Here is a 22826-nt window from a genome sequence, read left to right as displayed (position 1 = left end):
TCCTGATCCGCGAGCAGGACGTCGACCGGGCACTGGAGGCGCTGGTCGAGGCCGGTACCGGAGGCGTTAAGAAGGTGCCCTTCCTTACGGGTCAGTCGAAGATGGGGCCCAGCTCGCGGGTGCGCTTCAGCTCGTAGAAGCCGGGGGTGCCGGCGACCAGCAGGACGCCGTCCCACAGCCGGCCGGCGGCCTCGCCCCTGGGCGCCGGGGTGATCACCGGGCCGAAGAAGGCCACCTTCTCGCCGTCCGGGCCGGGCGCGTGGATCACCGGGGTGCCGACGTCGGTGCCGACCGGCCGCATGCCGGCCTCGTGGCTGGCCCGCAGCGCGTCGTCGTACGCGGTGGACTCGGCGGCGTCGGCCAGCACGGGATCCAGCCCGACATCAGTCAGCGCGCCGGCCAGCATCTCCCGGTTGAGCGGCTCCTTGCCGAGGTGGATCCGGGTGCCCATGGCCGTGTAGAGCTTCGCCAGCGTCGCCGCGCCGTGCGCCTGCTCGACGGCGATGCAGACCCGGACCGGACCCCAGCCCTTCGTCATCAGGTCCTGGTACTTCTCGGGCAGGTCCCGGCCCTCGTTGAGCACGGAAAGGCTCATCACGTGGAAGTGGATGTCCACCTCCCGGACCTGCTCGACCTGCAGCAGCCAGCGGGAGGTGATCCACGCCCAGGGGCACAGGGGGTCGAACCACATGTCCACGGCGGCACGTTCGGTCACGGTGATATCCCTTCACGACTCGGCGGCGCCGGACCCTCGGCGCCCTCCTCCCGATCCTCACCCCGACCGGCATCGACCGGCGCGGGAATGAGAGCGTGACCTCGACCACCGAGGGGTGTCGGTGCATGGAAGACTCGGGTTCTACCGGCCGGAACGAGCGGGCCGGCGAGGCCGGTGCCGCAGGTGCGCGGCGATGAAGAGTGGGATGGAGACGAACAGTGCCGGGAGTGCGCAACCTGACTCAGGTCGAGGCCACCGAGCGGGCCCGCCTGCTCGAGGTGATCGGGTACGACATCAGCCTTGACCTGTCCACCGCCGTGCAGGCCGACGGCCGCACGTTCCGCTCGGTGACCGAGGTCCGGTTCCGCTGCACCGAGCCCGGGGCGACCACCTTCATCGAGGCGGCGGCGGAGTCCGTGCGCTCCGCGACGTTGAACGGGACGCCGATCGACATCGCCGGCTGGTCGGCCGAGAAGGGGCTGACCCTGCCCGACCTGGCGGCCGAGAACGTCCTGGTGGTCGACGCGGACTTCGCGTACTCGAACAGCGGGCAGGGGCTGCACCGCACGGTCGACCCGGTCGACGGCGAGACCTACCTCTACAGCCAGTTCGAGACGGCCGACGCGCAGCGGGTCTTCGCCTGCTTCGACCAGCCGGACCTGAAGAGCGTCTACACCTGGCACGCGACCGTCCCCGACCACTGGCGGGTGATCTCGAACATGCCGGTGGAGCGGGAGGAGCCGGCCGGCGAGGCGCTCAAGACCATCCACTTCGCCGAGTCGGTGCGGATGAGCACCTACATCACCGCGCTCTGCGCCGGCCCGTACCACGAGGTGCGGGACAGCCACGACGGCATCGACCTGGGGTATTTCTGCCGCGCGAGCATGGCCGCCCATCTCGACGTCGAGGATCTCGACCTGATCACCAAGCAGGGCTTCGACTTCTTCCACGAGCAGTTCGGCGTCCGCTACCCGCTGCCCAAGTACGACCAGCTCTGGGTGCCGGACTTCAACGCCGGCGCGATGGAGAACTTCGGCTGTGTCACGCACGCCGAGTCGCACTACATCTTCCGCTCCCAGGTCACCGACTTCGAGTACGAGCAGCGCGCCAACACGATCCTGCACGAGATGGCGCACATGTGGTTCGGCGACCTGGTCACCATGCGCTGGTGGAACGACCTGTGGCTGAACGAGTCGTTCGCCGAGTGGGCCAGCCACTGGTGCAACACCCACGCCACCCGGTTCACCGAGGCGTGGACGACCTTCCTGTCGATCCGGAAGAACTGGGGTTACCGGCAGGACCAGCTCTCCTCCACCCACCCGGTCTACTGCGAGATGCCGGACCTGGAGGCGGTCGAGGTCAACTTCGACGGCATCACCTACGCCAAGGGCGCCAGCGTGCTCAAGCAGCTCGTCGCGTACGTGGGCGAGGAGCCGTTCCTGGCCGGGCTGCGGGCGTACTTCGGCAAGCACGCCTGGGGCAACGCCACGTTCGACGACCTGCTCTCGGAGCTGGAGGCGGCCTCCGGCCGGGAGCTGCGCAAGTTCGCCGCCCAGTGGCTGGAGACGGCGCAGGTCAACACGCTGCGCCCCGAGGTCACCGTCGGCGCCGACGGCGCGTACGAGCGGGTGGTGGTCCGCCAGGAGGCACCGGCCGGGCACCCGACGCTGCGTACCCACCGGATCGGCGTGGGCCTCTACGACCTGACCGACGGCCGGCTGGTCCGCCGCGAGCGGGTCGAGGTGGACGTGACCGGTGAGGCGACCGAGCTGTCCGCGCTGCACGGCAAGCCCGTCGCCGACGTGCTGCTGCTCAACGACGACGACCTCACGTACACCAAGCTGCGGCTGGACGAGCAGTCCATGGCGACCGTGGTGCAGCACATCGCCGGCTTCGAGTCGTCGCTGGCCCGGGCGCTGTGCTGGACCGCGGCCTGGGACATGACCCGGGACGCCGAGCTGTCCGGCCGGGACTACCTGGCACTGGTGCTCGCCGGGCTGCCCGCGGAGACCGACATCAACCTGGTCACCGCCACCCTCCGCCAGGCCACCACCACGCTCGTCTACTACGTCGATCCGGCGTGGGCGCCGACCGGCTGGGCCGAGCTGGCCCGTACCGCCCGGACGGCGCTGGCCGCGGCCGAGCCGGGCAGCGGCTTCCAGCTCGCCTGGGCCCGGGCGTACGCCTCCGCGGCCCGCTCGGACGAGGACCTGGCCGCGCTGCGGGGCTGGCTGGACGGCGGCGAGGTGCCGGCCGGGCTGATCGTGGACACCGAGCTGCGCTGGACGGTCCTCCAGTCGCTGGTCGCCAACGGCGCGGCCGGGGCGGCCGAGGTGGACGCCGAGCTGGCCCGGGACCGCACCGCCAGCGGTGAGCGGGAGGCCGCGTACGCGCACGCGCTGGTGCCGACGGTGGAGAACAAGGCGGCGGTGTGGGCGCAGCTCACCGGCCCGGAGGCGCTGCCGAACTGGCGCAACCGGGCGCTGCTGCAGGGCTTCACCCACCCCGCGCAGGTCGACCTCGTCGCGCCGTACCGGGAGCGGTACTTCGCCACCGTGGCGCAGGTGTGGGCGCAGCGGGACAGCGAGCCGGCGCAGGAGTTCGTCCAGCTCGCCTACCCGGCGTACCTGGTCGACGAGGACACCGTGGCGGCCACCGACGCGTGGCTGGCGCAGGAGGGCCACCCGGCACCGCTGCGCCGGCTGGTCGCGGAGGGCCGCGACGGCGTGGTCCGCGCCCTGAAGGCCCGCACCCGAGACGCCCGCACCGCCTGACCCCCCGTCCCCCCACCCCTCCCACCCCGTCCGCCCCTCGCGGGGGGCGGGGAGGGGCGGGGCGGGGTACGAGGAAGCCCGCCCCGCTTGGTTGCGGGGCGGGCTTCGTGGTACGGGGGGGGTCAGCCCTTGCCGGCGTGGGTGGCGAGCTGGTCGAGGCCCTGGATGATGCCGCCGGCCAGGTCGCCACCGCCGAAGGACGCCACCATGGAGAGCGCGGCGAGCTTGGCGTACGTGTCGGGGATCCGCTTGCGGGCGTACCGGCCGGTGATGATCTCCAGCTGCCGCTGGTTGGGCGACACCGCAATCAGCACCGACTTGTCCGGCTCGGCGAGCTGCCGGTGCAGTCGCTCGGCGTGCTCCCGGATCGGCTCGTCGAGGCCGCCCACGTAGACCGAGAAGACCAGGCCGGTGCCCTGGTCGGCCAGGCGGAGCGCCTCGTCGATGCGGAGCAGCTGACGGGTCGAGAAGGGCCCGTCCAGGACCTGGGGCGGGACCCCCGTCCCCGTCACGGCCTGCGTCTCACCAACGGTCACTTGCGCCTCCGGTTCCACCGGCCGGGGCCTCCCGGCCGGCCTGCTGCTGCTTGCGGCTGCTCAGCGCCGGCGCCTGCGCCCCGGCGGCCAGCGCGGTGCCGGCCGAGTCGGCCAGCTGCTCCGGACGGCCCAGGAACCAGACCGGAGTGAAGTCGAAGGGCCGGCCCGGCCGGTAGCGCTTCGCGCCGCCACCGCCGCCACGGTTGCCGGCGGCGGCCAGTCCGGCGATCACCAGCACCGCAGCCAACGGGATGCCGACGAAGATCAGCACCGTCTCGGTAACAGACAATCCCAACGCCCCCAGGCGGAAAGAGAGACCACGATTTTCCGGGTCGGGTGGACGATCATGACGACGAGCGCCCGACTCCGCTTGTGAGGTTCACGTTAGCGGAGTCGACCGCCCGCCAAATTGCGGGGTGCTGATCCCATCCGCCACAGCCGTGCTCCAGTTGCGCGGCAGTGGCTATCAATGTCCCGTCGTCGCCGTACCGGCCCGTGAGCAGCACCCCGACGGGCAGACCGTCGCCGGTCCGGCCGAGCGGGAGGGAAACGGACGGGTCGCCGGTCACGTTGAAAATGGCGCAGTACGGCGAAAAGCGGCGCTGCCGGTCGAAATCCTCGGCCGGGTCGCGGGCGGCGAACGCGCCCACCGGCGCCTGCGGCGCGGCCAGGGTCGGGCAGAGCAGCAGATCGCAGCCGGCGGTCCGGCGCACGCCGCGGCGTACCTGGGCCTGGAGTTCGCCGAGGGCGGCCATCAGCTGGCCGGCGCCGACGGCCGCCGCCCGGGCGCGCAGGAACCGGGTGAGCGGCAGCAGCTCGCTCTCCCGCTCCGGCGGCACCGGGGAGAGCGCCAGCACGTACCAGATGGTCTCGAAGAGCGGCCACGCCTCGGGGCCGAGCGGCGCGGGAACCTCGACCACCTCGTGGCCGGCGGCGGTGAGCAGCGCGGCGGCCCGGTCGACGGCGGCGACGCAGTCGGGATGCACCGGCACGTCGGCGAGCATCGGGGTGGTGAAGCGGCCGATCCGCAGCCGGCCGGGAGCAGCGTCGCGGGCGGCGCCCAGGTAGCCGCCGGCGGGCGCGGCCGGCGGCAGGTACGGCTCGCCGGGGACCGGCCGGGCCAGCACGTCGAGCAGCGCGGCCACGTCGGCGACGGTCCGGCCGAGCGGGCCGTTGGTGGGCAGCCCGAACGCGCCGAAACCGAGCGGGCCGCCGGAGACCAGACCCCGGCTGGGCTTGTAGCCGACCAGGCCGCAGAGCGACGCCGGGATGCGCAGCGAGCCGCCGCCGTCGGAGCCCTGCGCCACCGGCACGAGCCCCGCCGCCACCCCGGCCGCCGCCCCACCGCTGGAGCCACCCGCGGTGTACGCGAGGCCCCACGGGTTGCGCGCGGGCGGCGCGACGAGGCCCTCCGAGTAGAGCGAGCAGCCCAGCTCGGAGGTGGTGGTCTTGCCGAGGCTGACCAGCCCGGCCGCGGCCATGAACCGGACCACGTCGGCGTCCACCGGGGGCACGAAGTCGGCGAAGGCGGCCGAGCCGAAGGTGGTGCGTACCCCGGCGGTCAGCGTCAGGTCCTTGACGGCGGTGGGCACGCCGTGCAACGGCCCGCGCTCGTCCGCCGGCACCGTGTCGGCGGCCCGGGCCGCCGCCCGCGCCCGCTCCGGAGTGACGGTGACGAACGCGCCGACGGTGTCGCCGAGCGCGTCGACCCGGCGCAGGTGGTGCTCGACCAGCTCCACGCTGGACAGCTCGCCCCGGCGGATCGCGGCGGCCTGCTCCAGCGCGGTCAGGTCGTGCGGCTCGGCCATGCCCCCATCCTGTCCGTTGGCCAGGGTCATCGCACTCATCACCTGCGGCGTGCCTGCGGCCGCGGAGCGAAGGCGGTGGGGCGGTGGGGCGGTGGTGCCGCGGCGGACTCCGCCGCCAGCTCAGCCGTGCAGGAAGCGCAGGGCGTTGCGGGAGAGGAGCTTGTCGCGCTGGTCGGCGGTGAGGAAGTCCGCCTTACGGACCACCTGACCGACCGGGCGCTCCCCCAGCGGGTACGGGTAGTCGCTGCCGACCAGCACCCGGTCCTCCCCCATGGTGTCGACCAGCAGCCGCAGCGCGGCCGGGTCGAAGACCACGGAGTCGACGCAGAACCGGTCGACGTAGGAGCTGGGCGGGGCGGTGGAGGCACCGCGTACCAGGTCGCCCCGGCGGTGCCAGGCGTTGTCGGCGCGGCCCAGCCAGAACGGGAAGCTCCCGCCGCCGTGCGCGAAGCAGATCCGCAGCGTCTCCGGCACCCGGTCGAAGACCCCGCCGAGGATGAGCGCCAGCACCGACAGGTGCGTCTCGGCCGGCATCCCCGTCAGCCAGCGGGCCATCCAGCGGTCCAGCCGCGGGCCGCCCGGCATGTCCCAGGGGTGCACGAAGACCGGGGCGCCGACCTGCGCACAGTGGGTCAGGAACTGCACGACGCCCGCGTCGTCGAGGTCGCGGTCGCCGACGTGGTTGCCGATCTCCACACCGGTATGGCCGGCCGCGAGGCAGCGGTCCAGCTCCGCACAGGCCAGGTCCGGGTCCTGCAGCGGCACCTGGCAGAAGGGCACCAGCCGGTCGCCACCACCGGCGGTGACCGCCAGGGTGAGGTCGTTGAAGATCCGGGCCACCTTGACCGCCTGCTCGGCCGGGCGGTCGTAACTGAAGAAGACCGGGGTGGGCGAGACCACCTGCACGTCCACGCCGTCGGCGGCCATGTCGGCCAGCCGGGTCTCCGCGTCCCAGCACTCCGCGCCGACCGGCCGGAACTCCGTCTCCCCCACCATGATCATGGCGGCGCGCTCGGAGTCCACCCGCAGCCAGGGCCAGCCGGACCCGCCGCACGCCGCGGCGAGGTCCGGCCACCCCTTCGGCACGACGTGCGTGTGCACGTCCACGACCGGGTGCGACATCAGCCCTTGCCCGGGTGCAGCGCGCCGCAGTTGGTGCAGGTGCGGGCCTTCTCGTCGGCGTAGAACGCCGAGAAGACCGGGGGCAGGTCGGCCGCGATGTCCCGGACCTGGAGCTCCACCTCGTGCACCTTGTGACTGCACTCGGGGCAGTACCACTGGAACTTCTCCAGCGTGCCCTCCTCGCGGACCCGCTCGATCACCATGCCGATCGAGCCGGCCTCGGGGCGCTGCGGCGAGTGCGGGGTGTTCCGCGGCAGCATCCACATCTGACCCTCGCGGACGTGCACCGTACGCGGGCCCTCCGGGAGCATCAGGTTGATGTGCATGTTGCCCTTGACCTGATAGAAGAACTCCTCGTACGGGTCGACGTGGAAGTCGGTGCGCTGGTTGGGCCCGCCCACCACCATGACGATGAAGTCGTCGCTGCCCGGCAGCATCTCCTTGTTGCCCACCGGCGGCTTGAGCAGGTGCTGGTTCTCCCCGATCCAGCCTTGGAAGCTGAACGGCTCGGCGATCTCACTCACGATGACCTCCTGACGGAAGTAGGGCCACGGCCTGCATCTCGATCAGCAGGTGCGGATGCGGCAGCTGGTGCACCGCCACCGTGGTCCGGGTCGGCCCGGTGGCGTCGAAGAACTCCGCCCACACCTCGTTGTATCCACCGAAGTCATTCATGTTGACCAGGTAGCTGGTGACCTGCACGAGGTCGGACAGGTCGGCCCCGACCGACCGCAGCAGGTCCCGGATGTTCTCGATCACGGCCCGGGTCTGCGCCCGGATGTCGAGGTCCGTCGTGCCGAACTCGTCCACGGACACACCCGCGAAGGTGTTGTCCGGCCGCCGGGAGGACGTACCCGAGACGAAGACGAATCCCCCGGCCACCTTGACGTGCGGGAACGCCCCCCGCGGCACGGCCTTCCCGGCCACCACCCGCGCCTCCCCGCTCACGACCACCACCCCCGGACCGTGACGCACGGAACCAGCCGGACCACGTCGGGGGTTCCGGGCAGCCCGGTCGGCGGAGGGATCAAGTCTGACCGTCCGGAGCCGCCCGGGCTGCCCGGAACCCCCATCACGACGCTCACGACGAACCCCGCAGCGAGGCGGTGCCGAGCTTCTCCAGCACGGCCCGGACGTGCGCACCGGGGCGCAGCGGCACGGCGGCGGTGGCCGCCCCCGCGAGGAAGACCCAACCGGAGCGGAGTCGCACCCCGTGCCGGCCGGCCAGCCGCAGCCCCTCGTCGAGGGCCCGACGCGGGTCGCCGAGGATCGCCGCGGTCGAGCCGACCTGCGCCACCCGCCCGTCGATCTCCAGCAGCACACCGAGGTTGTCCAGCCCGTCGGGCACCGGCGACCAGGGCCCGACGACGAACGCGGCGGCCGAGGCGTTGTCGGCGATGACGTCCGGCAGGGAGAAGGTGAAGTTGGCGTACCGGGAGTCGATCAGCTCGAGTGCCGGGGCGACCGCGCGGACCGCGTCGGTGAACGCGCCGACCGGCTCGCCGGGCTCGGGCAGGCGGTCCAGCAGGAACGCCACCTCCGGCTCGACCCGGGGGTGAATGAAGTCGGACACGTCGACCGTGCCGCCGTCCGGGACCCGCATCGCGTCGGTGAGCCGTCCCCAGATCACCTCGTCCACGCCGACCTGGGCCATCTTCGCCTTGCTGGTCAGCCCCATCTTCAGCCCGACCAGCCGCTCGCCCCGGTCGAGGCGGCGCTGCAGCAGCGCGGTCTGCACGGCGTACGCGGCGTCGACGTCGAGGCCGGTCTCGGCGGCGAGCTGCGGGACGGCGCTGGCCGTGTCGGCGGCCGCGCCCAGCTTCTCGGCGATCCCCGCGATGTCCGGCCCGATCATGAGTTCTCCTTGCTCGCGAGGTCCAGCGCCACGTCGACGATCATGTCCTCCTGGCCGCCGACCATCCGGCGCCGGCCCAGCTCGACCAGGATCGAGCGGACGTCCACCCCGTACTTCGCCGACGCGCGTTCGGCGTGCCGGAGGAAGCTGGAGTAGACGCCCGCGTACCCGAGGGAGAGCGTCTCCCGGTCCACCTGGACCGGCCGGTCCTGCAGCGGGCGGACCAGGTCGTCGGCCGCGTCCATCAGCGCGAACACGTCGCAGCCGTGCTTCCAGCCGTGCAGCTCGGCGACCGCGACGAAGACCTCCAGCGGGGCGTTGCCGGCCCCGGCACCCATGCCGGCCAGGGAGGCGTCCACCCGGACGGTCCGCCCGTGCGCGGCGTCCGGGCCGGCCGGGGTGGCGCCGAGGATCCGGCCGTGCTCGACGGCGATCACGCTGTTGGCCACCCCGAGCGACAGGTTGTGGTGCGCGTGGATGCCGATCTGCGTCTCCGGCGCGAGCACCTGCCGGTACGCGTCGATCCGCTCGGCCACGTCGGACATCAGCAGCCGGCCACCCGAGTCGGTGACGTAGACGCAGTGCGCCCCGTACGACTCCATCAGCTTGGCCTGGGCGGCCAGCCCGGCCGGGTCGTTCATGTGCGACATCATCAGGAACCCGGCGACGTCCATGCCGTTCTCGCGCGCCCAGGAGATGTGCTGGGCGGAGATGTCCGCCTCGGTGCAGTGGGTGGCGATCCGGACGCTGGTCACCCCGAGCGCCTTCGCCGCCTTCAGGTCGGCGATGGTGCCGATCCCGGGCAGCAGCAGGGTGGTGAGCCTCGCGTTGGTCAGCACCTCGGCGGCGGCCGAGATCCAGTCGGCGTCGCCGGCCGCGCCGTGGCCGTAGTTGACGCTGGAGCCGGCCAGACCGTCGCCGTGGGCCACCTCGATCGCGGCCACCCCGGCCGCGTCCAGCGCGGCGGCGATGGTCCGCACCTGGTCCACCGTGTACCGGTGCGCGATGGCGTGCATGCCGTCCCGCAGCGTCACGTCCTGGATGTACAGGTCGGTCATGCCGGGACTCCCTTCGCCCGCAGGGCGACCAGCCGCTCGGCGGTACGCAGTGCGGCCGACGTCATGATGTCCAGGTTCCCGGCGTACGCGGGCAGGTAGTGCCCGGCCCCGGAGACCTCCAGGAAGACCGAGACCTGGAGCCCGGTGAAGTGCCGGCCCAGTGCCGGCACGTACGCGTCGACCCGGTCGAACTGCACGTCCTGCTTGAGCCGGTAGCCCGGGACGTACTCCTGCACGGTGGCCACCATCTCGGCCACCGAGGCGGCGACGGCGGCGCGGTCGGCGTCGGCGTCCGGGCAGAGGCAGTAGACGGTGTCGCGCATCAGCAGCGGCGGGTCCGCCGGATTCAGCACGATGATCGCCTTGCCGCGCTCGGCGCCGCCCACCACCTCGATCGCCCGGGCGGTGGTCTCGGTGAACTCGTCGATGTTGGCCCGGGTGCCCGGCCCGGCCGACTTCGAGGCGATCGAGGCGACGATCTCCCCGTACGCGACCGGGGTGACCCGGCCGACGGCGTGCACGATCGGCACGGTGGCCTGCCCGCCGCAGGTGACCATGTTGACGTTCGGTTCGTGCAGGTGCTCGTCGAGGTTGACCGGCGGCACCACGTACGGGCCGACGGCGGCCGGGGTCAGGTCGACCACGCTCCGGCCGTGCGCCCGCAGCACCTCGTCATGACGCCGGTGCGCGCCGGCCGAGGTGGCGTCGAAGACCAGCTCGACGTCGGCGAACTCGGGCAGCGCCACCAGCCCGTCCACGCCCTCGGCCGTGGTCGCCACGCCGAGCCGCCGGGCCCGGGCCAGGCCGTCGGACGCCGGGTCGATGCCGGCCATGGCCACCATCCGCAGCTCCGTGCTGAGCCGCAGCACCTTGATCATCAGGTCGGTGCCGATGTTGCCCGACCCGAGCACCGCCACGCCGACACTCATGCCGACACTCCACTTCGCTCCGTGCCGCCATGAGGCACCATCAGGCCGCGTCGATGATTCGCTCGCTGACGCTCGCTCATCGCGTCTCCTTCGAAAAGCAGGTCCGCACCGAGCCGAGCCCGGAGATCCGCGCCTCGTACGCCGCCCCGGGGGTGACCGGCACCATCGGGCCGAGCGCACCGGAGAGCACCACGTCGCCGGCGCGCAGCGGGTCGCCGGCCCGGGCCATCGTCCCGGCCAGCCACTCCAGCGCGTGCAGCGGGTTGCCGAGGCAGGCCGCCCCGGCGCCGACCGACACCGGCTCCCCGGCCTGCTCCAGCACCATCCCCGCCAGGCGCAGGTCCAGGTCGGCGAGCCGGCGGGGCGCGGTGCCGAGCACGAAGAGCCCGCTGGAGGCGTTGTCCGCCACGGTGTCCACGATGGAGATGTCCCAGCCGGCGATCCGCGAGTCGACGATCTCGATGGCCGGCAGCACGTGGTCGACGGCCCGGATCAGGTCGACGGTGGTGACCCGGTCGTCGGTCAGGTCCGCGCCGAGCACGAAGGCGATCTCCGCCTCCACCCGGGGCTGGAGCAGCCGGCCCATCGGCACCTCGACGCCGTCGCCGACCGCCATGTCGTCGAAGAGCACCCCGAAGTCGGGCTGGAAGACCCCGAAGCTCTCCTGCACCGCCCGGGAGGTCAGCCCGATCTTCGCCCCCACCCGGCGGTGGCCCTTGCCGAGCCGCTGCCGGGTGTAGACCTGCTGCACCTGGTAGGCCGACTCGATGTCGCCCTCCGGCAACAGCCGGCCGCGCAGGGGCGGGCAGGGCTTCTCATCCTGCCGGGCGACCGCCAGTTCCCGGTTGGCGGCCTCAATGTCGACCGTGGTCATCCTCGCTCCTCGCTGCGCTCGCTGACGACGCCGTGGTGCATTCTGCCCGTTGCGCCCGCTCATGAGAGGTCCACGCAGACGTTGGTGAGCTCGGAGTAGAAGTCGAGCGAGTGGATTCCGCCCTCCCGGCCGATGCCGGACGCCTTCACCCCGCCGAACGGGGTGCGCAGGTCGCGCAGGAACCAGGTGTTCACCCAGACGATGCCGGCGTCCAGTCTGGACCCGGCCCGGTGCGCCCGGCCCACGTCCCGGGTCCAGACCGTCGCCGCCAGGCCGTAGTCGGTGCCGTTGGCCAGGGCGTACGCCTCCTCCTCGGTGTCGAACGGGGCGACGTGGACCACCGGGCCGAAGATCTCCTCCCGGTTGGTGCGGGCGTCCGGCCCGAGCCCGGTCAGCACGGTCGGCCGCACGTACGCGCCGCCGTCTCGGGCGTCGCCGAAGCGCGGCACCCCGCCCCCGGCGCGTACCTCGGCGCCCTCGGCCCGGGCCAGCTCGTAGTGGCCGAGCACCTTGTCCCGGTGGGCGTGCGAGATCAGCGGCATGTTCGCCGTGGCCTCGTCGGCCGGCCAGCCGTACGCCAGTTCGTCGGCGCGCTTGGCCAGCCGCGCGGTGAACTCCTCGAAGACCGGCCGCTGCACGTAGATCCGCTCGGTGCAGAGGCAGACCTGGCCGCCGTTGGTGAAGCTGGACCGGACCGACCCGGCGACCGCCGCGTCCAGGTCGGCGTCGGCGAAGACCAGGCCGGCGTTCTTGCCGCCCAGCTCGAAGCTGACCGCCTTCACCCCGTCGGCGGCGGCCCGCATGATGGCGCTGCCGGTGGCGGACTCCCCGGTGAAGGTGATCGCGTCCACACCCGGGTGCCGGGTGAGGAACTCCCCGGCCGAGTCCGGGCCGAAGCCGTGCACCAGGTTGAACACGCCCGCCGGTACGCCCGCGGCGGCCATCACCTCGGCGAGCAGGGTGGCCGACGCCGGGGTCTCCTCGCTGGGCTTGATCACCACGGCGTTGCCGCAGGCCAGCGCCGGGGCGACCTTCCAGGTGAGCAGGAGCAGCGGCAGGTTCCACGGCACGATCACCGCGACCACGCCGACCGGCTTGCGGACCGCGTAGTTCAGCGCCCGGCCACCCGTCGGGGTGACCGTGGTGAACGACTCGGTCGGGGCGGTCGCGACGATCTCGGCGAACGCCCGGAAGTTGGCCGCGCCGCGCGGGATGTCCAGCGTGCGGGCCTGGGAGATGGACTTGCCGGTGTCCGCCACCTCGGCGGCGACCAGGTCGTCGAAGCGGCGTTCCAGCTCGTCGGCGACCCGGCGCAGCACCTCGGCGCGCTCCCGCTCCCCCATCCGGCCCCACGGCCCGCGCAGGGCCGCCCGGGCGGCGGCGACCGCATCATCCACGGTGGACGAGGATGCCTCGACCACCTCGAAGACCGGCTCGCCGGTGACCGGGCTGCGCTTGGTGAACCGGGTGCCGGCGTCGACGAACTCGCCGCCGACGAAGTTGCGCAGCAGGCCGGGGCCGTCCGGCGCGTGCCCGGCCATCAGCCGGGGATCCCAGAGAGTCATCGCCGCCTCCCCCGCCCGAGCGCCACCGCCGCGCCGGCCAGCGCCGCCACCGCGCCGGCCGCCAGCGCCCCGACCACCTGGTACTGCCGACGCACCCGGCGGCGTACCTCCGCGTACGGGGTGGTGGAGAAGGAGACCAGCTCGTACTGCGACACGTACCGGTCGGGCAGGGCCCGCTCCAGGGCGTGCTCGATCCGCTTGCGGGTCTGGAACACCGGCGAGGCGACCTTGTCCCGCATCTCCACGAAGTTGGCCAGCGCCATCCGGGCGATCGCCTCGGCGTTGGCCTGCCGCCGCTGCTGGAACAGCGGCAGCGCCGCCGCCCACTCGTCGCCGCACTCGTCCAGGCAGCGGTCCAGCTCGACCACGTCCTCGAACGCGCAGTTCGCGCCCTGGCCGTAGAACGGCACGATGGCGTGCGCCGCGTCGCCGAGCAGGCCCACCTTTCCGTTCACCTGCCACGGGGTGCAGCGGACCGTGCCGAGCACGCCGACCGGGTTGTGCTGGTAGTCGTCGACCAGGTTCGGGGCGAGCGGGATCAGGTCGGGATAGTGGGTGGCGAAGTACCGCTCGATGGCGGCCGGGCTGCCCAGCGACGCGAAGCTCGCGGTGCCGTGGGTGGGCCAGAAGAGCGTGCAGGTGAACGACCGGTCCGGGTTGGGCAGCGCGATCATCATCGAGGTGCCGCGCGGCCAGATGTGCAGCGCGCCGGGATCCAGGGCGAAGTCACCGCCGAGCGGCGGGATCGTGAGTTCCTTGTAGCCGTAGTCGAGGAAGTCCAGGCTCTCGGTCAGCGCGCCGTACCCGAGGAGCTGCCCGCGCACGGCGGAGCCGGCGCCGTCGGTGCCGAGCACGACCGAGGCCGTGGCCGTGACCTTGCCCTGCGGGGTCTCGAAGGTCATCTCGCCGGTGGCCGGGTCGAGCCCGACCAGCCGGTGGTCGAAGGCGGTCCGCACGCCGGGCCGCGCGGCGGCGGCGTCGAGCAGCGCGTTGTTCAGCGCGCCCCGGCTGATCGAGTTGATCGCCCGGTCGCCGGAACCGCTGTACGACTGGAACTGCGACTCCCCCGCGACCGGGTGGATCATCCGGCCGCGCATCGGCAGCGCGTCCGCCATCACCTGCTGCTCCAGCCCGATCCGGCGCAGCGCGTCGAGGCCGCGCTCGGAGAGCGCCAGGTTGATCGAGCGGCCCCGCTCCACCTTCCCGGTACGCGGGTCCGGCCGGCGCTCGTAGAGGGCCACCGGGTAGCCGCGCCGGGCCAGGTAGCAGGCCAGCAGGCAGCCGGCCAGCCCGGCCCCGACGACGGCGATCTCCTCCCGTTCCACGGTCATGAGGTGGCCTCCACCGTCGCGGCCAGCGCGTCGGCGACCCGCCAGCAGTCGTGGTACGTCGAGTAGAGCGGCACCGGGGCGAACCGGACGATGTCCGGCTCCCGGGCGTCGGCGATCACCCCGTGCTCGTGCCGCAGCCGCTTGGTCAGCTCGTCCGCGCTGCCCGCCCCGATCCGCACGGAGAGCTGGCAGCCCCGGCGGGCCGGGTCGCGCGGGGTGATCACGGTGAGCGGCCGGTCGACGGTCACCTCGTCCAGCAGCCGCTCCAGCCACCCGGTGAGCCGCAGGCTGCGCTCCCGCAGCGCGGGCATGCCGATCGAGTCGAACAGCTCCAGCGAGGTACGCACCGGGCCCATCGCGAAGATCGGCGGGTTGGAGATCTGCCACGCCTCGACGGTGGCCGGCGGCCGGGACACCGGAGTCATCTCGAACCGGGTGGCTGCCTCGGTGCTCCACCAGCCCTCGAAGCGGGGCAGGGCGGGGTCGCCCAGGTGCCGCTCGTGGACGAAGACGCCGGCCAGCGCGCCGGGCCCCGAGTTGAGGTACTTGTACGAGCACCAGGCGGCGAAGTCGACGTCCCAGTCGTGCAGCGCGAGGGGGACGTTGCCGGCCGCGTGCGCCAGGTCCCACCCGACCACCGCGCCGGCGGCCCGCCCGGCGGCGGTGATCGTCGGGATGTCCATCAGCTCGCCGGTCAGGTAGTTGACCCCGCCGAGCAGCACCAGCGCGACGGTGTGCCCCTCGGCGGCGAGGAAGTCGCACACGTCGGCGGTCCGCAGGGTGTCCTCGCCGGGGCGCGGCTTCAGTCGGACCACGGTGACGTCCGGGTCCAGGCCGTGGAAGCGGGCCTGGCTGCGCACCGCGTAGCTGTCCGAGGGGAAGGCGGTGTCCTCGATGACGATCCGGGTCCGCTCCCCCGCCGGCCGGTAGAAGCTCACCATCAGCAGGTGCAGGTTGACCGTGAGGGAGTTCATCACCACGGTCTCCGCGGGGAGCGCGCCGACCAGTCGCGCGGCGGGTGCGGTGAGCAGTTCGTGGTACGGCAGCCAGGGCCGCTCCGCCTCCAGGTGCCCCTCCACGCCCAGCCGGTGCCAGGCGTCCAGGTCGGCGAGGAGTTCGTCCCGGGTGGCCCGGGGTTGCAGGCCCAGCGAGTTGCCGGCCAGGTAGGCCACCTCCGGGTAGCGGCCGCCCTCGGCGGGAGGCACGTGGAAGAGGTGCCGGTGCCCGGGGTCGGCGGCGTCGAGCTGACGCGCCTCTGCTTCGGTGTGCATGTCCTTCTCTCTCGCTCACATCGCCGTGCGGGCCGACCAGAGTTCCGGGAAGACCACCCGGGCCATGCTGCGCTGCAGCCAGGCCAGCCCGGCCGAGCCGCCGCTGCCGACCTTGGCGCCCATGGTCCGCTGCACCGCCTTGATGTGGTGCCAGCGCCAGTCGCCGAACCGCTCGGCAACCTCGGTCAACGCCTCGCCCAGCAGCCGCAGGTGGTTGTCCGGGCCGCCGTCGGCGTAGATCCGCACCCAGGCCGCCTCGACCTCCGGATGCGGCTCGTGCTCGCCGGACACGTCGCGGTCCAGCAGCTCGGCGGGGAGATGGAAGCCCCGCCGGGCGAGCAGGGCGACCACGTCGTCCCAGAGGCTCGGCGCGGCGAGGGCCTCGGTCAGCTCCGCGTACACCTCCGCCTGCCGGCGGAAGGGGCGGATCAGCGCCGGGTCGCGGAGGCCGAGCAGGAACTCCAGCTGCCGGTACATCGCCGACTGGAAGCCGGAGCCCTCGCCGAGCCGGTCGCGGAAGCGGTTGAAGTCGGCCGGGGTCATCCAGCGCAGCCCCTGCCAGGCGGCGTTGAGCCCTTCCAGGTGCAGGGCGGCGCGGCGCAGCGGGGGCAGTGCCTCCCAGATCCGGTTCGCCCGCAGCTCCCGCTGGGCGTGCCGCAGCTCGTGGCAGGTCAGGCCGAAGTACAGCTCCATGATCTGGCTGACCATCAAAAAGGACATCTCGCCCGGGTCATCGCTGAGCGGCTGCTGCAACCGGTGCAGCGTGCTCGCCCGCACGTATGCGTCGTAGGGCACCCGGTCGGCGAACTCCAGCGTCGGCTCGCCGCCGTTGCGCGCTGCCCGGGCCGCCCGCTGACTCGGCGTGGCCGGACGTACCGCCATGGTCTGTTCCACCGTCAGCTCCCTCCGTACTCGCGGTAGACGACATGATCCCGCTACCGGATCCGCCGATGGAATGCCTGTTCAACGGCGATACGGTGGTGGGACCTGCCGCCTTGAAGGCGGAACGGCCCACGGGTTCACGAACGAAAGGCCACGCAGTGGACGACATGGACTGGGCGCTGCTGCGCGAACTCCAGGCCGACGCTCGGCTCTCGTACAGCGAGCTGTCCCGGCGGGTGCACCTGTCGCCGCCGGCCGTGGCCGAGCGGGTCCGCCGGCTGGAGGAGTCCGGGGTCATCACCGGCTACCACGCCCACGTGGACCTGACCCGGGCCGGGCGGACCGTGGTCGCCCTGATCCGGATGTCCTGCTACGGGTCACGCTGCATCCTCAACGACCCGCAGGTGGCCGGCTGGCCGGAGATCATGGAGATCCACCGGATCACCGGCGACGCGTGCAGCATGCTCAAGGTGGCGGCCGGCTCGATCGACGAGTTCGAGGGGGTCATCGACCGGCTCGCCCCGTACGGCCAGCCGTCCAGCACGATGGTCCTCTCCACCCCGCTGGAATGGCACCCGGTCACCCCGCTCCCGCCCGCCGGCCCGGCGTCGGCCGGTCGCCGCCGCTGAGGTGCGAGGAAGGGCCCCCTGTCATCGCCTCACGCAGAGCAGGGAACCCCGTCAACCACCCCGGGGACGTCCGGGTTTGGTGGGGTCGGATCGGGAAAGCATGAGCCCTGCCCGTCAGCAGGATTCCGGTGCGCCGCACCGGGAGGGGGGAATCATGCGAGGGCTCGTGTGGCACCGCGCCTTGTCTGCCGTCCTGAGCGTCTTCGGACTGGTCGCGATGGTCGTCCTGATGTCCGTCGCCCCGGCGCGCGCCGGGGAGAACGTCTTCGTCGAGGTCACGCCGAATCCCGCACAGGCCGGCTCCCGGGTGAGCATCCGGGCCAGTTGCGACAACGCGAACAACCGGCAGGCCGAGGTGAACTCGGACGCCTTCGGGCGGGTGATGCTCCGGCCGGACAACGGCTTCCTCACCGGGGCGGTGACCATCCCCGCCAACAAGCAGGCCGGTGACTTCCCGGTCGACCTGCGCTGCGCCAACGGCCAGACTGCGTCGACCGTGCTCACCGTGCTGAACATGGCCCAGCCGAGCAAGGGCCCGGCCACCGGTGGGGGCGGCACCGCGGACGGTCGCGGCGCGGGCTCGCTGCTGCTGATCGGCGGCCTGGTCGCGGTGGCGGTGGCGGCCGGCGTCGGGGCCCGCCGCAGGACCGGGCCGCGCGTCTGACGAGGTGCGGCCCATGGCCCGCCCAGCGACCCGAGTCCGAGTCGGCCGACAGCCGGACCACCGGGACGGCGGCACCCGGCTCCACGGCGACGGTCGTACCACCACCCGGCTCGACCCGGCCGGCCCCCTGCCGGGCGGGAACGACCCGAGCGCCGCGAGCCGCGCCAGCGCCGGCACCAGCGGCCTCCACGGTGACGGCCACCGGCCGAAACGCCGCCACACCCCGACCGCCGCGCACAGCGACACCAACCGCCTCCACGGCGACGGCCACCGGCCGAAACGCCGCCACACCCCGACCGCCGCGCGCAGCCACACCAACCGCCTCCACGGCGACGGCCACCGGCCGGGGCTCCGCAAGGACCTGGTAACCGCGAAGTCTGGCACCGGGCGGTGGAGCGGCCTCGCCGCCGCCGCGAGCCGTGGCTGGACCAGCCGCCGGCTCCGGAGCGCGCTCCGGCTGGCGGCCCGGGCGTCCCGCCGGTTCGTCCACGCCGCGGGCCACGCCTCCACGGCCAGCGTCGCCACCGCGGGCACGTCGGTTCACCCGGTGCCGGTACGGCGTACCGCCGCCGCTGCCCGCTGGCGGTACGCCGCCCGGCGCGGCCCTGGCGCCCCGGTGCTGGTGATCGCCACACTGATGGTGCTGATCGTGGCGATGCTCGGCGTCGAGCGGGTGACCGGCGTCACCGTGCTGCCGGACCGGCTCTTCGCCGGGGTCCGGCCGCCACCGAAGGGGTTTCCGGTGCTGCCGGCGAGCCCGCCGACGGACATCACGATCAGAAAGCTCGACCTGCGGGCGCCGGTGCACCGGGTCGGCATCGCGCCGGACGGCAGCATCGCCGTACCGGAACTGGAGAAGGCGGGCGAGGCCGGCTGGTACGACCAGGGGCCGACCCCCGGGCAGTACGGCCCGGCGGTGATCGTCGGGCACGTCGACACCACCACGGGGCCGGCCGTCTTCCACGACCTGCGGAAGCTGGACGACGGCGACCGGGTCGAGGTGACCCGCGAGGACCACTCGGTGGCCGTCTTCGAGGTCACCTCGGTGCAGCGGTACGACAAGGAGCGACTGCCGGCGGACCAGGTCTACGGCGACTTCAGCCGGCCCAACCTGCGCCTGATCACCTGCGGTGGCCGGTGGGTGGGCGGAGCCACCGGGTACGCCGACAACCTCGTGGTCTACGCATCGCTGGTCGACTCCCGTGGCCCCTGACCCGGGCTCAGGCCGCTGGCCCGTGACGGGGCTCAGGCCGCCTCGGGCTCCGGCTCGCGCAGGTCCAGCCAGTCCGCCCAGCGGGGATCGGGCGCGCGGTGCCCGAGCACCCGCCACGCCGTGCCCTTCGGGGCGGCCGGCAGGCTGTGCAGCCGCCAGCCCAGCTCGGCCGGGGTCTTGTCGCCCTTGGTGTGGTTGCAGCGGGCGCAGGCGGCCACCACGTTCTCCCAGGCGTGCCGGCCGCCGCGGCTGCGGGGGAAGACGTGGTCGATGGTCTCCGCCGGACCCCGGCAGTACGCGCAGCGCCAACCGTCCCGGGCAAAGATCGCTCGGCGGGAGAGCCCGACGTGGGTGCGATACGGGACCCGGACGTAGCGGGTGAGCCGGACCACCGAGGGGACCGGGAGCGCGTTGCGCGCGCTGTGCAGGATGCCGTCGCCGTCGGCGACGCAGACCGCCTTGGCCGACAGCACGAGGATCGCGGCGCGACGCACCGACACGACACACAGCGGCTCGTAGGTGGCGTTGAGAACCAGCGCACCGGAGCCCGCCGCAAGTCGTATGTCAGGCATCGTGCTCACCCTCCCGGTCCAGCCGCTCCTGTCGCCGCCGTGCCGGCAAGGGCCCCACGGGCAGCGGGGCACCGCCGACACCGGCCGGATCACCGACGTCCGTTGCGCCAATCGTCCCTGATCGGGCCCCGGATTGCACGCACTAATCCGGGGTACCCTCATGAAGCGCTGGCCGACTGTGCCACGATGACCGGTTCCGCCCCGCACGGCCGCCCGCCCCGCCGGCCCGTACGCTCCCGAGGAGGGGCAGCAGCGGACGCCCAGCCGCCGTGCGGTACGAATTCAGGGTGAGTGCCACCAACCTGATGCTCCACGCCCTGGCCGCCGCGACCGACGCCGACCCGCCGAGCCCCGAATGCCTCCAGGAGCCGCTCTGCAAGTGGACCTGGAAGGTCACCGGCTCGACCTGGTTCGCCGAGGGCAGCTACTGGATCCTGCTGAAGCCGCTGCGGATCGTCCTGATCGTGCTGCTGGCCTTCGCCGCCCGCTGGGCGCTGCACCGGACGATCAACCGGCTGGTCCGGAGCACCACCGAGGGCGCGGTGCCCACCCTGCTCAAGCCGCTGCGCGAGCGGATCCCCAGCGCCGCGCTGAACCCCGAGCAGTTCATGCCGGAGCGCCGGCGGCAGCGGGCCGAGGCGATCGGCTCCGTGCTGCGCAGCCTGGTCACCGCGTTCGTCTTCGGCATCGCGCTGCTGATGGTGCTGAAGGAGTTCAGCTTCGACCTGGCCCCGCTGCTGGCCAGCGCCGGCATCGCCGGCGTCGCCCTCGGCTTCGGCGCGCAGAGCCTGGTCAAGGACCTGATAGCCGGCCTGTTCATGCTGATCGAAGACCAGTACGGCGTCGGCGACACCGTCGACCTGGGCCAGGCCACGGGCGTGGTCGAGTCCGTCGGACTGCGGGTCACCACCGTCCGCGACGGGCGCGGGGTGCTCTGGTACATCCGCAACGGCGAGATCATCCGGGTCGGCAACAAGAGCCAGGGCTGGGCCGTGGTGGTGGTGGACCTGCCGATCGGCTTCGCCAGCACCGAGGAGGCGACGGCGGTGCTGCGTACGGCGGCGGCCTCGGTGGCCATGGATCCGGACCTGGCGGCCCAGATCGTCGAGGAGCCGGAGGTCCTCGGCGTCGAGCAGATCACGGTGGACGGCACGGTGATCCGTACGGTGGTCAAGACGACCGCGGAGGGGCAGTTCGCGGTCGGTCGCGAGCTGCGCCGCCGGCTGGCGGAGGCGCTGGAGAACTCCGGCATCACCGCCCAGATCGCGGCGGCCCGGCTGTATCCGGGGGCGCCGCCCAGGGCCGCGGGCGAGACGGGCACCGGAGGACCGACCTGACCGTCGCCATCAGTCCCACTTCGGGGGGACGATTTCGGGGGTCGCGCCCCGGCCGACCCCTCGGGTATCGTCCGTTCGTTCAGTCGGAGATGCGACGTTCAACCCGTTCACCCTAGCCAGTCATCCGACGATCGGGCAGAATCCGGTGGACGCGCTCCCCGTGGGGGCGTGCTCGTGTCCTCGCTGATCCGTAGATCTGACGACGGTTCCCGGTCGGGCCATCACGAGTGGTGGGCCCCGGGGACGATGGAGGCGACGGTGTCCGACGAGCGACCCGCCCAGGAGGGCCCGGCCACCTTTCGCGAAGTCTTCAGCCTGGCGGAGTTCCGCGCCCTCTTCGCGGCCAACGCCCTGTCCTGGGTCGGCGACTACATCGCCAAGGCCGCGGTCACCGTACTGATGCTCCGGGAGACCGAGTCGGTGGCGCTCTCCGCCGCCGCGTTCGCCGCCAGCTATCTGCCCTGGCTGCTCGGTGGCCCGCTGCTCTCTGCGGTCGCCGAACGGCACCGGTACCGGCAGGTCATGGTGGCCTGCGACGTGGTCCGGATGGCGATGATGCTGCTGGTGGCCGTCCCCGGGATGCCGCCCTGGGCCATCCTCGCCCTGATCTTCGCCGCCACGCTGGCCAATCCGCCGAGCCAGGCCGCCCGGTCCGCGCTGATGCCGCACATCCTCACCGGCGACCGGCTGGTGGTGGGCCTGTCGGTCTCCACGAGCTCCAGCCAGGCCGCCCAGGTGGTCGGTTACCTGGTCGGCGCGGCCATCGCCGTGGCCAGCCCCACCACCGCCCTGCTGATCAACGCGGCCACGTTCGCCCTGTCGGCGGCCCTGGTCCGGCTCGGGCTGCGGGACCGGCCGCCCACGATGACCGCCGCGCACCGCAGCCACCTGCTACGGGAGACCGCGCAGGGCTTCCGGATCGTCTTCGGCTGGCCGGTGCTACGCGCCATCGCCGTGCTGGTGTTCAGCGCGATGGTCTTCTCGATCGTGCCGGAAGGGCTCGCCGCGGCGTGGGCTGCCGAGCGCAGCGGCGACAACCTGAACGCCGGCACCGCTCAGGCGGTCATCATGGCCGCGAACCCGGTCGGCTACATCCTCGGCGGGCTGCTGATCGGCCGGCTCGTCGCACCGTCCCGCCGGCTGGGGCTGATCCGGCCGCTGGCCATCCTCGCCCCCGCGGTGCTGATCCCCGCGTTCCTCGACCCGCCGCCGCTCGTGGTGGCGCTCCTCGCGGCCGCCTGCGGCTTCGCGGTGGGCGGGCTGCTGCCGCTGGCCAACGGCCTCTTCGTCCGCGCCCTGCCGGACGGCTACCGGGCCCGGGCGTTCGGCGTGATGGCCAGCGGGACGCAGATCATCCAGGGTGCGGCGGTGCTGGCCACCGGGGCGCTCGCCGAGCGGTTCGCCATTCCCTCGGTGGTGGGCGCGTGGAGCGCCGCCGGAGTGATCCTGATGGTCGTTGCGGTGATCACCTGGCCGCGGGCGGAGACGGTGGAGGCGGCCGTCGAGGCTGCCTCGGCCCGGGCCGAGGACCGCGACCCGCACCCTCCCGCGCCCGCGCAGCGCACGACGATCGGCGAGCGGAGCCGGCAGGCGGTGACCTGACTCTCCCCGGCGGTGACCTGGCTCCCGCCCGGGCGATGGGCGGCGGCGACCGGCCGGCGGTACCTGGCAGGATGGAACGGTGACATCCT

Annotated in this window: 22 protein-coding genes; 6 read left to right on the top strand and 16 right to left on the bottom strand. The window is 73.1% G+C overall.

Going from position 1 to position 22826, the window contains the following annotated elements:
- Nucleotides 1–91: 91 nt before the first annotated feature.
- Nucleotides 92–715: a disulfide bond formation protein DsbA gene (locus ABZ570_RS20010; protein ID WP_358065398.1), complete on the bottom strand. Its 624-nt coding sequence runs from the start codon at nt 713–715 to the stop codon at nt 92–94.
- Nucleotides 716–942: 227 nt separating this feature from the next.
- On the opposite strand from ABZ570_RS20010, the gene pepN reads away from it, so the two are divergent.
- Nucleotides 943–3489 carry an aminopeptidase N gene (pepN, locus tag ABZ570_RS20005; protein ID WP_358065395.1) on the top strand — a complete coding sequence of 849 codons (2547 nt, stop codon included), beginning with the start codon at nt 943–945 and terminating at the stop codon, nt 3487–3489.
- 122 nt (nt 3490–3611) lie between these two features.
- Here the strand turns inward: pepN and ABZ570_RS20000 are convergent, their stop codons facing one another.
- From ABZ570_RS20000 to ABZ570_RS19935, 14 genes are all read right to left on the bottom strand, one after another.
- Complete coding sequence (locus ABZ570_RS20000) at nt 3612–4025, bottom strand: DUF5130 family protein (RefSeq protein WP_358065392.1); 414 nt, start codon at nt 4023–4025, stop codon at nt 3612–3614.
- On the bottom strand, nt 4012–4296 hold the full coding sequence (locus tag ABZ570_RS19995) for a hypothetical protein (protein WP_358065428.1): 285 nt from the start codon (nt 4294–4296) through the stop codon (nt 4012–4014). Before ABZ570_RS19995 ends, ABZ570_RS20000 begins: the two co-directional genes overlap by 14 nt.
- Nucleotides 4297–4369: 73 nt before the next feature.
- The gene (locus ABZ570_RS19990) at nt 4370–5833 is read right to left on the bottom strand and encodes an amidase (protein WP_358065389.1); all 1464 of its coding nucleotides are present in this window, start codon (nt 5831–5833) and stop codon (nt 4370–4372) included.
- A gap of 120 nt (nt 5834–5953) precedes the next feature.
- Nucleotides 5954–6955, bottom strand: coding sequence for an amidohydrolase family protein (locus ABZ570_RS19985; protein ID WP_358065386.1), 1002 nt, complete (start codon nt 6953–6955; stop codon nt 5954–5956).
- Entirely contained in the window at nt 6955–7479 is a 525-nt protein-coding gene (locus ABZ570_RS19980) for a 3-hydroxyanthranilate 3,4-dioxygenase (RefSeq protein WP_358065383.1), read from the bottom strand. Before ABZ570_RS19980 ends, ABZ570_RS19985 begins: the two co-directional genes overlap by 1 nt.
- Entirely contained in the window at nt 7472–7903 is a 432-nt protein-coding gene (locus ABZ570_RS19975; RefSeq protein WP_358065380.1) for a RidA family protein, read from the bottom strand. The genes ABZ570_RS19980 and ABZ570_RS19975 overlap by 8 nt, the downstream gene beginning before the upstream one ends.
- 133 nt (nt 7904–8036) lie before the next feature.
- Nucleotides 8037–8810 (bottom strand): fumarylacetoacetate hydrolase family protein, encoded by a 774-nt coding sequence (locus ABZ570_RS19970; protein ID WP_358065377.1) that lies wholly within the window; start codon nt 8808–8810, stop codon nt 8037–8039.
- Complete coding sequence (dmpG, locus tag ABZ570_RS19965; protein WP_358065374.1) at nt 8807–9868, bottom strand: 4-hydroxy-2-oxovalerate aldolase; 1062 nt, start codon at nt 9866–9868, stop codon at nt 8807–8809. The genes ABZ570_RS19970 and dmpG overlap by 4 nt, the downstream gene beginning before the upstream one ends.
- Nucleotides 9865–10797 carry an acetaldehyde dehydrogenase (acetylating) gene (locus ABZ570_RS19960; RefSeq protein ID WP_358065371.1) on the bottom strand — a complete coding sequence of 311 codons (933 nt, stop codon included), beginning with the start codon at nt 10795–10797 and terminating at the stop codon, nt 9865–9867. The genes dmpG and ABZ570_RS19960 overlap by 4 nt, the downstream gene beginning before the upstream one ends.
- 76 nt (nt 10798–10873) lie before the next feature.
- Nucleotides 10874–11671 carry a fumarylacetoacetate hydrolase family protein gene (locus ABZ570_RS19955; protein ID WP_358065368.1) on the bottom strand — a complete coding sequence of 266 codons (798 nt, stop codon included), beginning with the start codon at nt 11669–11671 and terminating at the stop codon, nt 10874–10876.
- Nucleotides 11672–11730: 59 nt separating this feature from the next.
- Nucleotides 11731–13212 (bottom strand): 2-hydroxymuconic semialdehyde dehydrogenase, encoded by a 1482-nt coding sequence (locus tag ABZ570_RS19950; RefSeq protein WP_358065425.1) that lies wholly within the window; start codon nt 13210–13212, stop codon nt 11731–11733.
- A gap of 20 nt (nt 13213–13232) precedes the next feature.
- A complete protein-coding gene (locus ABZ570_RS19945; protein ID WP_358065365.1) occupies nt 13233–14567 on the bottom strand; it encodes an NAD(P)/FAD-dependent oxidoreductase in 1335 nt (444 codons plus the stop codon).
- Nucleotides 14564–15838 (bottom strand): kynureninase, encoded by a 1275-nt coding sequence (gene kynU / locus ABZ570_RS19940; RefSeq protein ID WP_358065362.1) that lies wholly within the window; start codon nt 15836–15838, stop codon nt 14564–14566. Before kynU ends, ABZ570_RS19945 begins: the two co-directional genes overlap by 4 nt.
- A gap of 15 nt (nt 15839–15853) precedes the next feature.
- On the bottom strand, nt 15854–16720 hold the full coding sequence (locus ABZ570_RS19935) for a tryptophan 2,3-dioxygenase family protein (RefSeq protein WP_358065422.1): 867 nt from the start codon (nt 16718–16720) through the stop codon (nt 15854–15856).
- A gap of 158 nt (nt 16721–16878) precedes the next feature.
- On the opposite strand from ABZ570_RS19935, the gene ABZ570_RS19930 reads away from it, so the two are divergent.
- The 3 genes from ABZ570_RS19930 to ABZ570_RS19920 all read left to right on the top strand — a co-directional run bounded on the left by ABZ570_RS19930 (nt 16879) and on the right by ABZ570_RS19920 (nt 19226).
- Nucleotides 16879–17349 (top strand): Lrp/AsnC family transcriptional regulator, encoded by a 471-nt coding sequence (locus ABZ570_RS19930; RefSeq protein WP_358065359.1) that lies wholly within the window; start codon nt 16879–16881, stop codon nt 17347–17349.
- Nucleotides 17350–17503: 154 nt separating this feature from the next.
- A complete protein-coding gene (locus tag ABZ570_RS19925) occupies nt 17504–18013 on the top strand; it encodes a hypothetical protein (RefSeq protein ID WP_358065356.1) in 510 nt (169 codons plus the stop codon).
- Nucleotides 18014–18470: 457 nt separating this feature from the next.
- Complete coding sequence (locus ABZ570_RS19920) at nt 18471–19226, top strand: class F sortase (protein WP_358065419.1); 756 nt, start codon at nt 18471–18473, stop codon at nt 19224–19226.
- Between the two features lie 32 nt (nt 19227–19258).
- Here ABZ570_RS19920 and ABZ570_RS19915 read toward each other — a convergent pair whose 3' ends face one another.
- Entirely contained in the window at nt 19259–19798 is a 540-nt protein-coding gene (locus ABZ570_RS19915) for an HNH endonuclease (protein ID WP_358065353.1), read from the bottom strand.
- A gap of 305 nt (nt 19799–20103) precedes the next feature.
- Between ABZ570_RS19915 and ABZ570_RS19910 the strand changes: the two genes are divergently transcribed.
- Nucleotides 20104–21135: a mechanosensitive ion channel family protein gene (locus tag ABZ570_RS19910; RefSeq protein WP_358065416.1), complete on the top strand. Its 1032-nt coding sequence runs from the start codon at nt 20104–20106 to the stop codon at nt 21133–21135.
- 246 nt (nt 21136–21381) lie between these two features.
- Nucleotides 21382–22737, top strand: coding sequence for an MFS transporter (locus ABZ570_RS19905; RefSeq protein ID WP_358065350.1), 1356 nt, complete (start codon nt 21382–21384; stop codon nt 22735–22737).
- Nucleotides 22738–22826 lie beyond the last annotated feature (89 nt).

Source organism: Micromonospora sp. NPDC007271 (assembly GCF_040634005.1).
Classification (GTDB): domain Bacteria; phylum Actinomycetota; class Actinomycetes; order Mycobacteriales; family Micromonosporaceae; genus Micromonospora.
Note: the sequence above shows the minus strand (reverse complement) of the source record. Positions and strands in the feature narration are given on the sequence as shown.

Excerpts from the sequence above, each read along its gene's own strand:
- ABZ570_RS19990 (WP_358065389.1), bottom strand. The coding sequence starts at position 5,833 with ATGGCCGAGCCGCACGACCTGACCGCGCTGGAGCAGGCCGCCGCGATC.
- ABZ570_RS19985 (WP_358065386.1), bottom strand. The coding sequence starts at position 6,955 with ATGTCGCACCCGGTCGTGGACGTGCACACGCACGTCGTGCCGAAGGGG.
- ABZ570_RS19970 (WP_358065377.1), bottom strand. The coding sequence starts at position 8,810 with ATGATCGGGCCGGACATCGCGGGGATCGCCGAGAAGCTGGGCGCGGCC.
- dmpG (WP_358065374.1), bottom strand. The coding sequence starts at position 9,868 with ATGACCGACCTGTACATCCAGGACGTGACGCTGCGGGACGGCATGCAC.
- ABZ570_RS19960 (WP_358065371.1), bottom strand. The coding sequence starts at position 10,797 with ATGAGTGTCGGCGTGGCGGTGCTCGGGTCGGGCAACATCGGCACCGAC.
- ABZ570_RS19955 (WP_358065368.1), bottom strand. The coding sequence starts at position 11,671 with ATGACCACGGTCGACATTGAGGCCGCCAACCGGGAACTGGCGGTCGCC.
- ABZ570_RS19950 (WP_358065425.1), bottom strand. The coding sequence starts at position 13,212 with ATGGCCGGGCACGCGCCGGACGGCCCCGGCCTGCTGCGCAACTTCGTC.
- ABZ570_RS19945 (WP_358065365.1), bottom strand. The coding sequence starts at position 14,567 with ATGACCGTGGAACGGGAGGAGATCGCCGTCGTCGGGGCCGGGCTGGCC.
- kynU (WP_358065362.1), bottom strand. The coding sequence starts at position 15,838 with ATGCACACCGAAGCAGAGGCGCGTCAGCTCGACGCCGCCGACCCCGGG.
- ABZ570_RS19935 (WP_358065422.1), bottom strand. The coding sequence starts at position 16,720 with ATGGCGGTACGTCCGGCCACGCCGAGTCAGCGGGCGGCCCGGGCAGCG.
- ABZ570_RS19925 (WP_358065356.1), top strand. The coding sequence starts at position 17,504 with ATGCGAGGGCTCGTGTGGCACCGCGCCTTGTCTGCCGTCCTGAGCGTC.
- ABZ570_RS19915 (WP_358065353.1), bottom strand. The coding sequence starts at position 19,798 with ATGCCTGACATACGACTTGCGGCGGGCTCCGGTGCGCTGGTTCTCAAC.
- ABZ570_RS19910 (WP_358065416.1), top strand. The coding sequence starts at position 20,104 with ATGCTCCACGCCCTGGCCGCCGCGACCGACGCCGACCCGCCGAGCCCC.
- ABZ570_RS19905 (WP_358065350.1), top strand. The coding sequence starts at position 21,382 with ATGGAGGCGACGGTGTCCGACGAGCGACCCGCCCAGGAGGGCCCGGCC.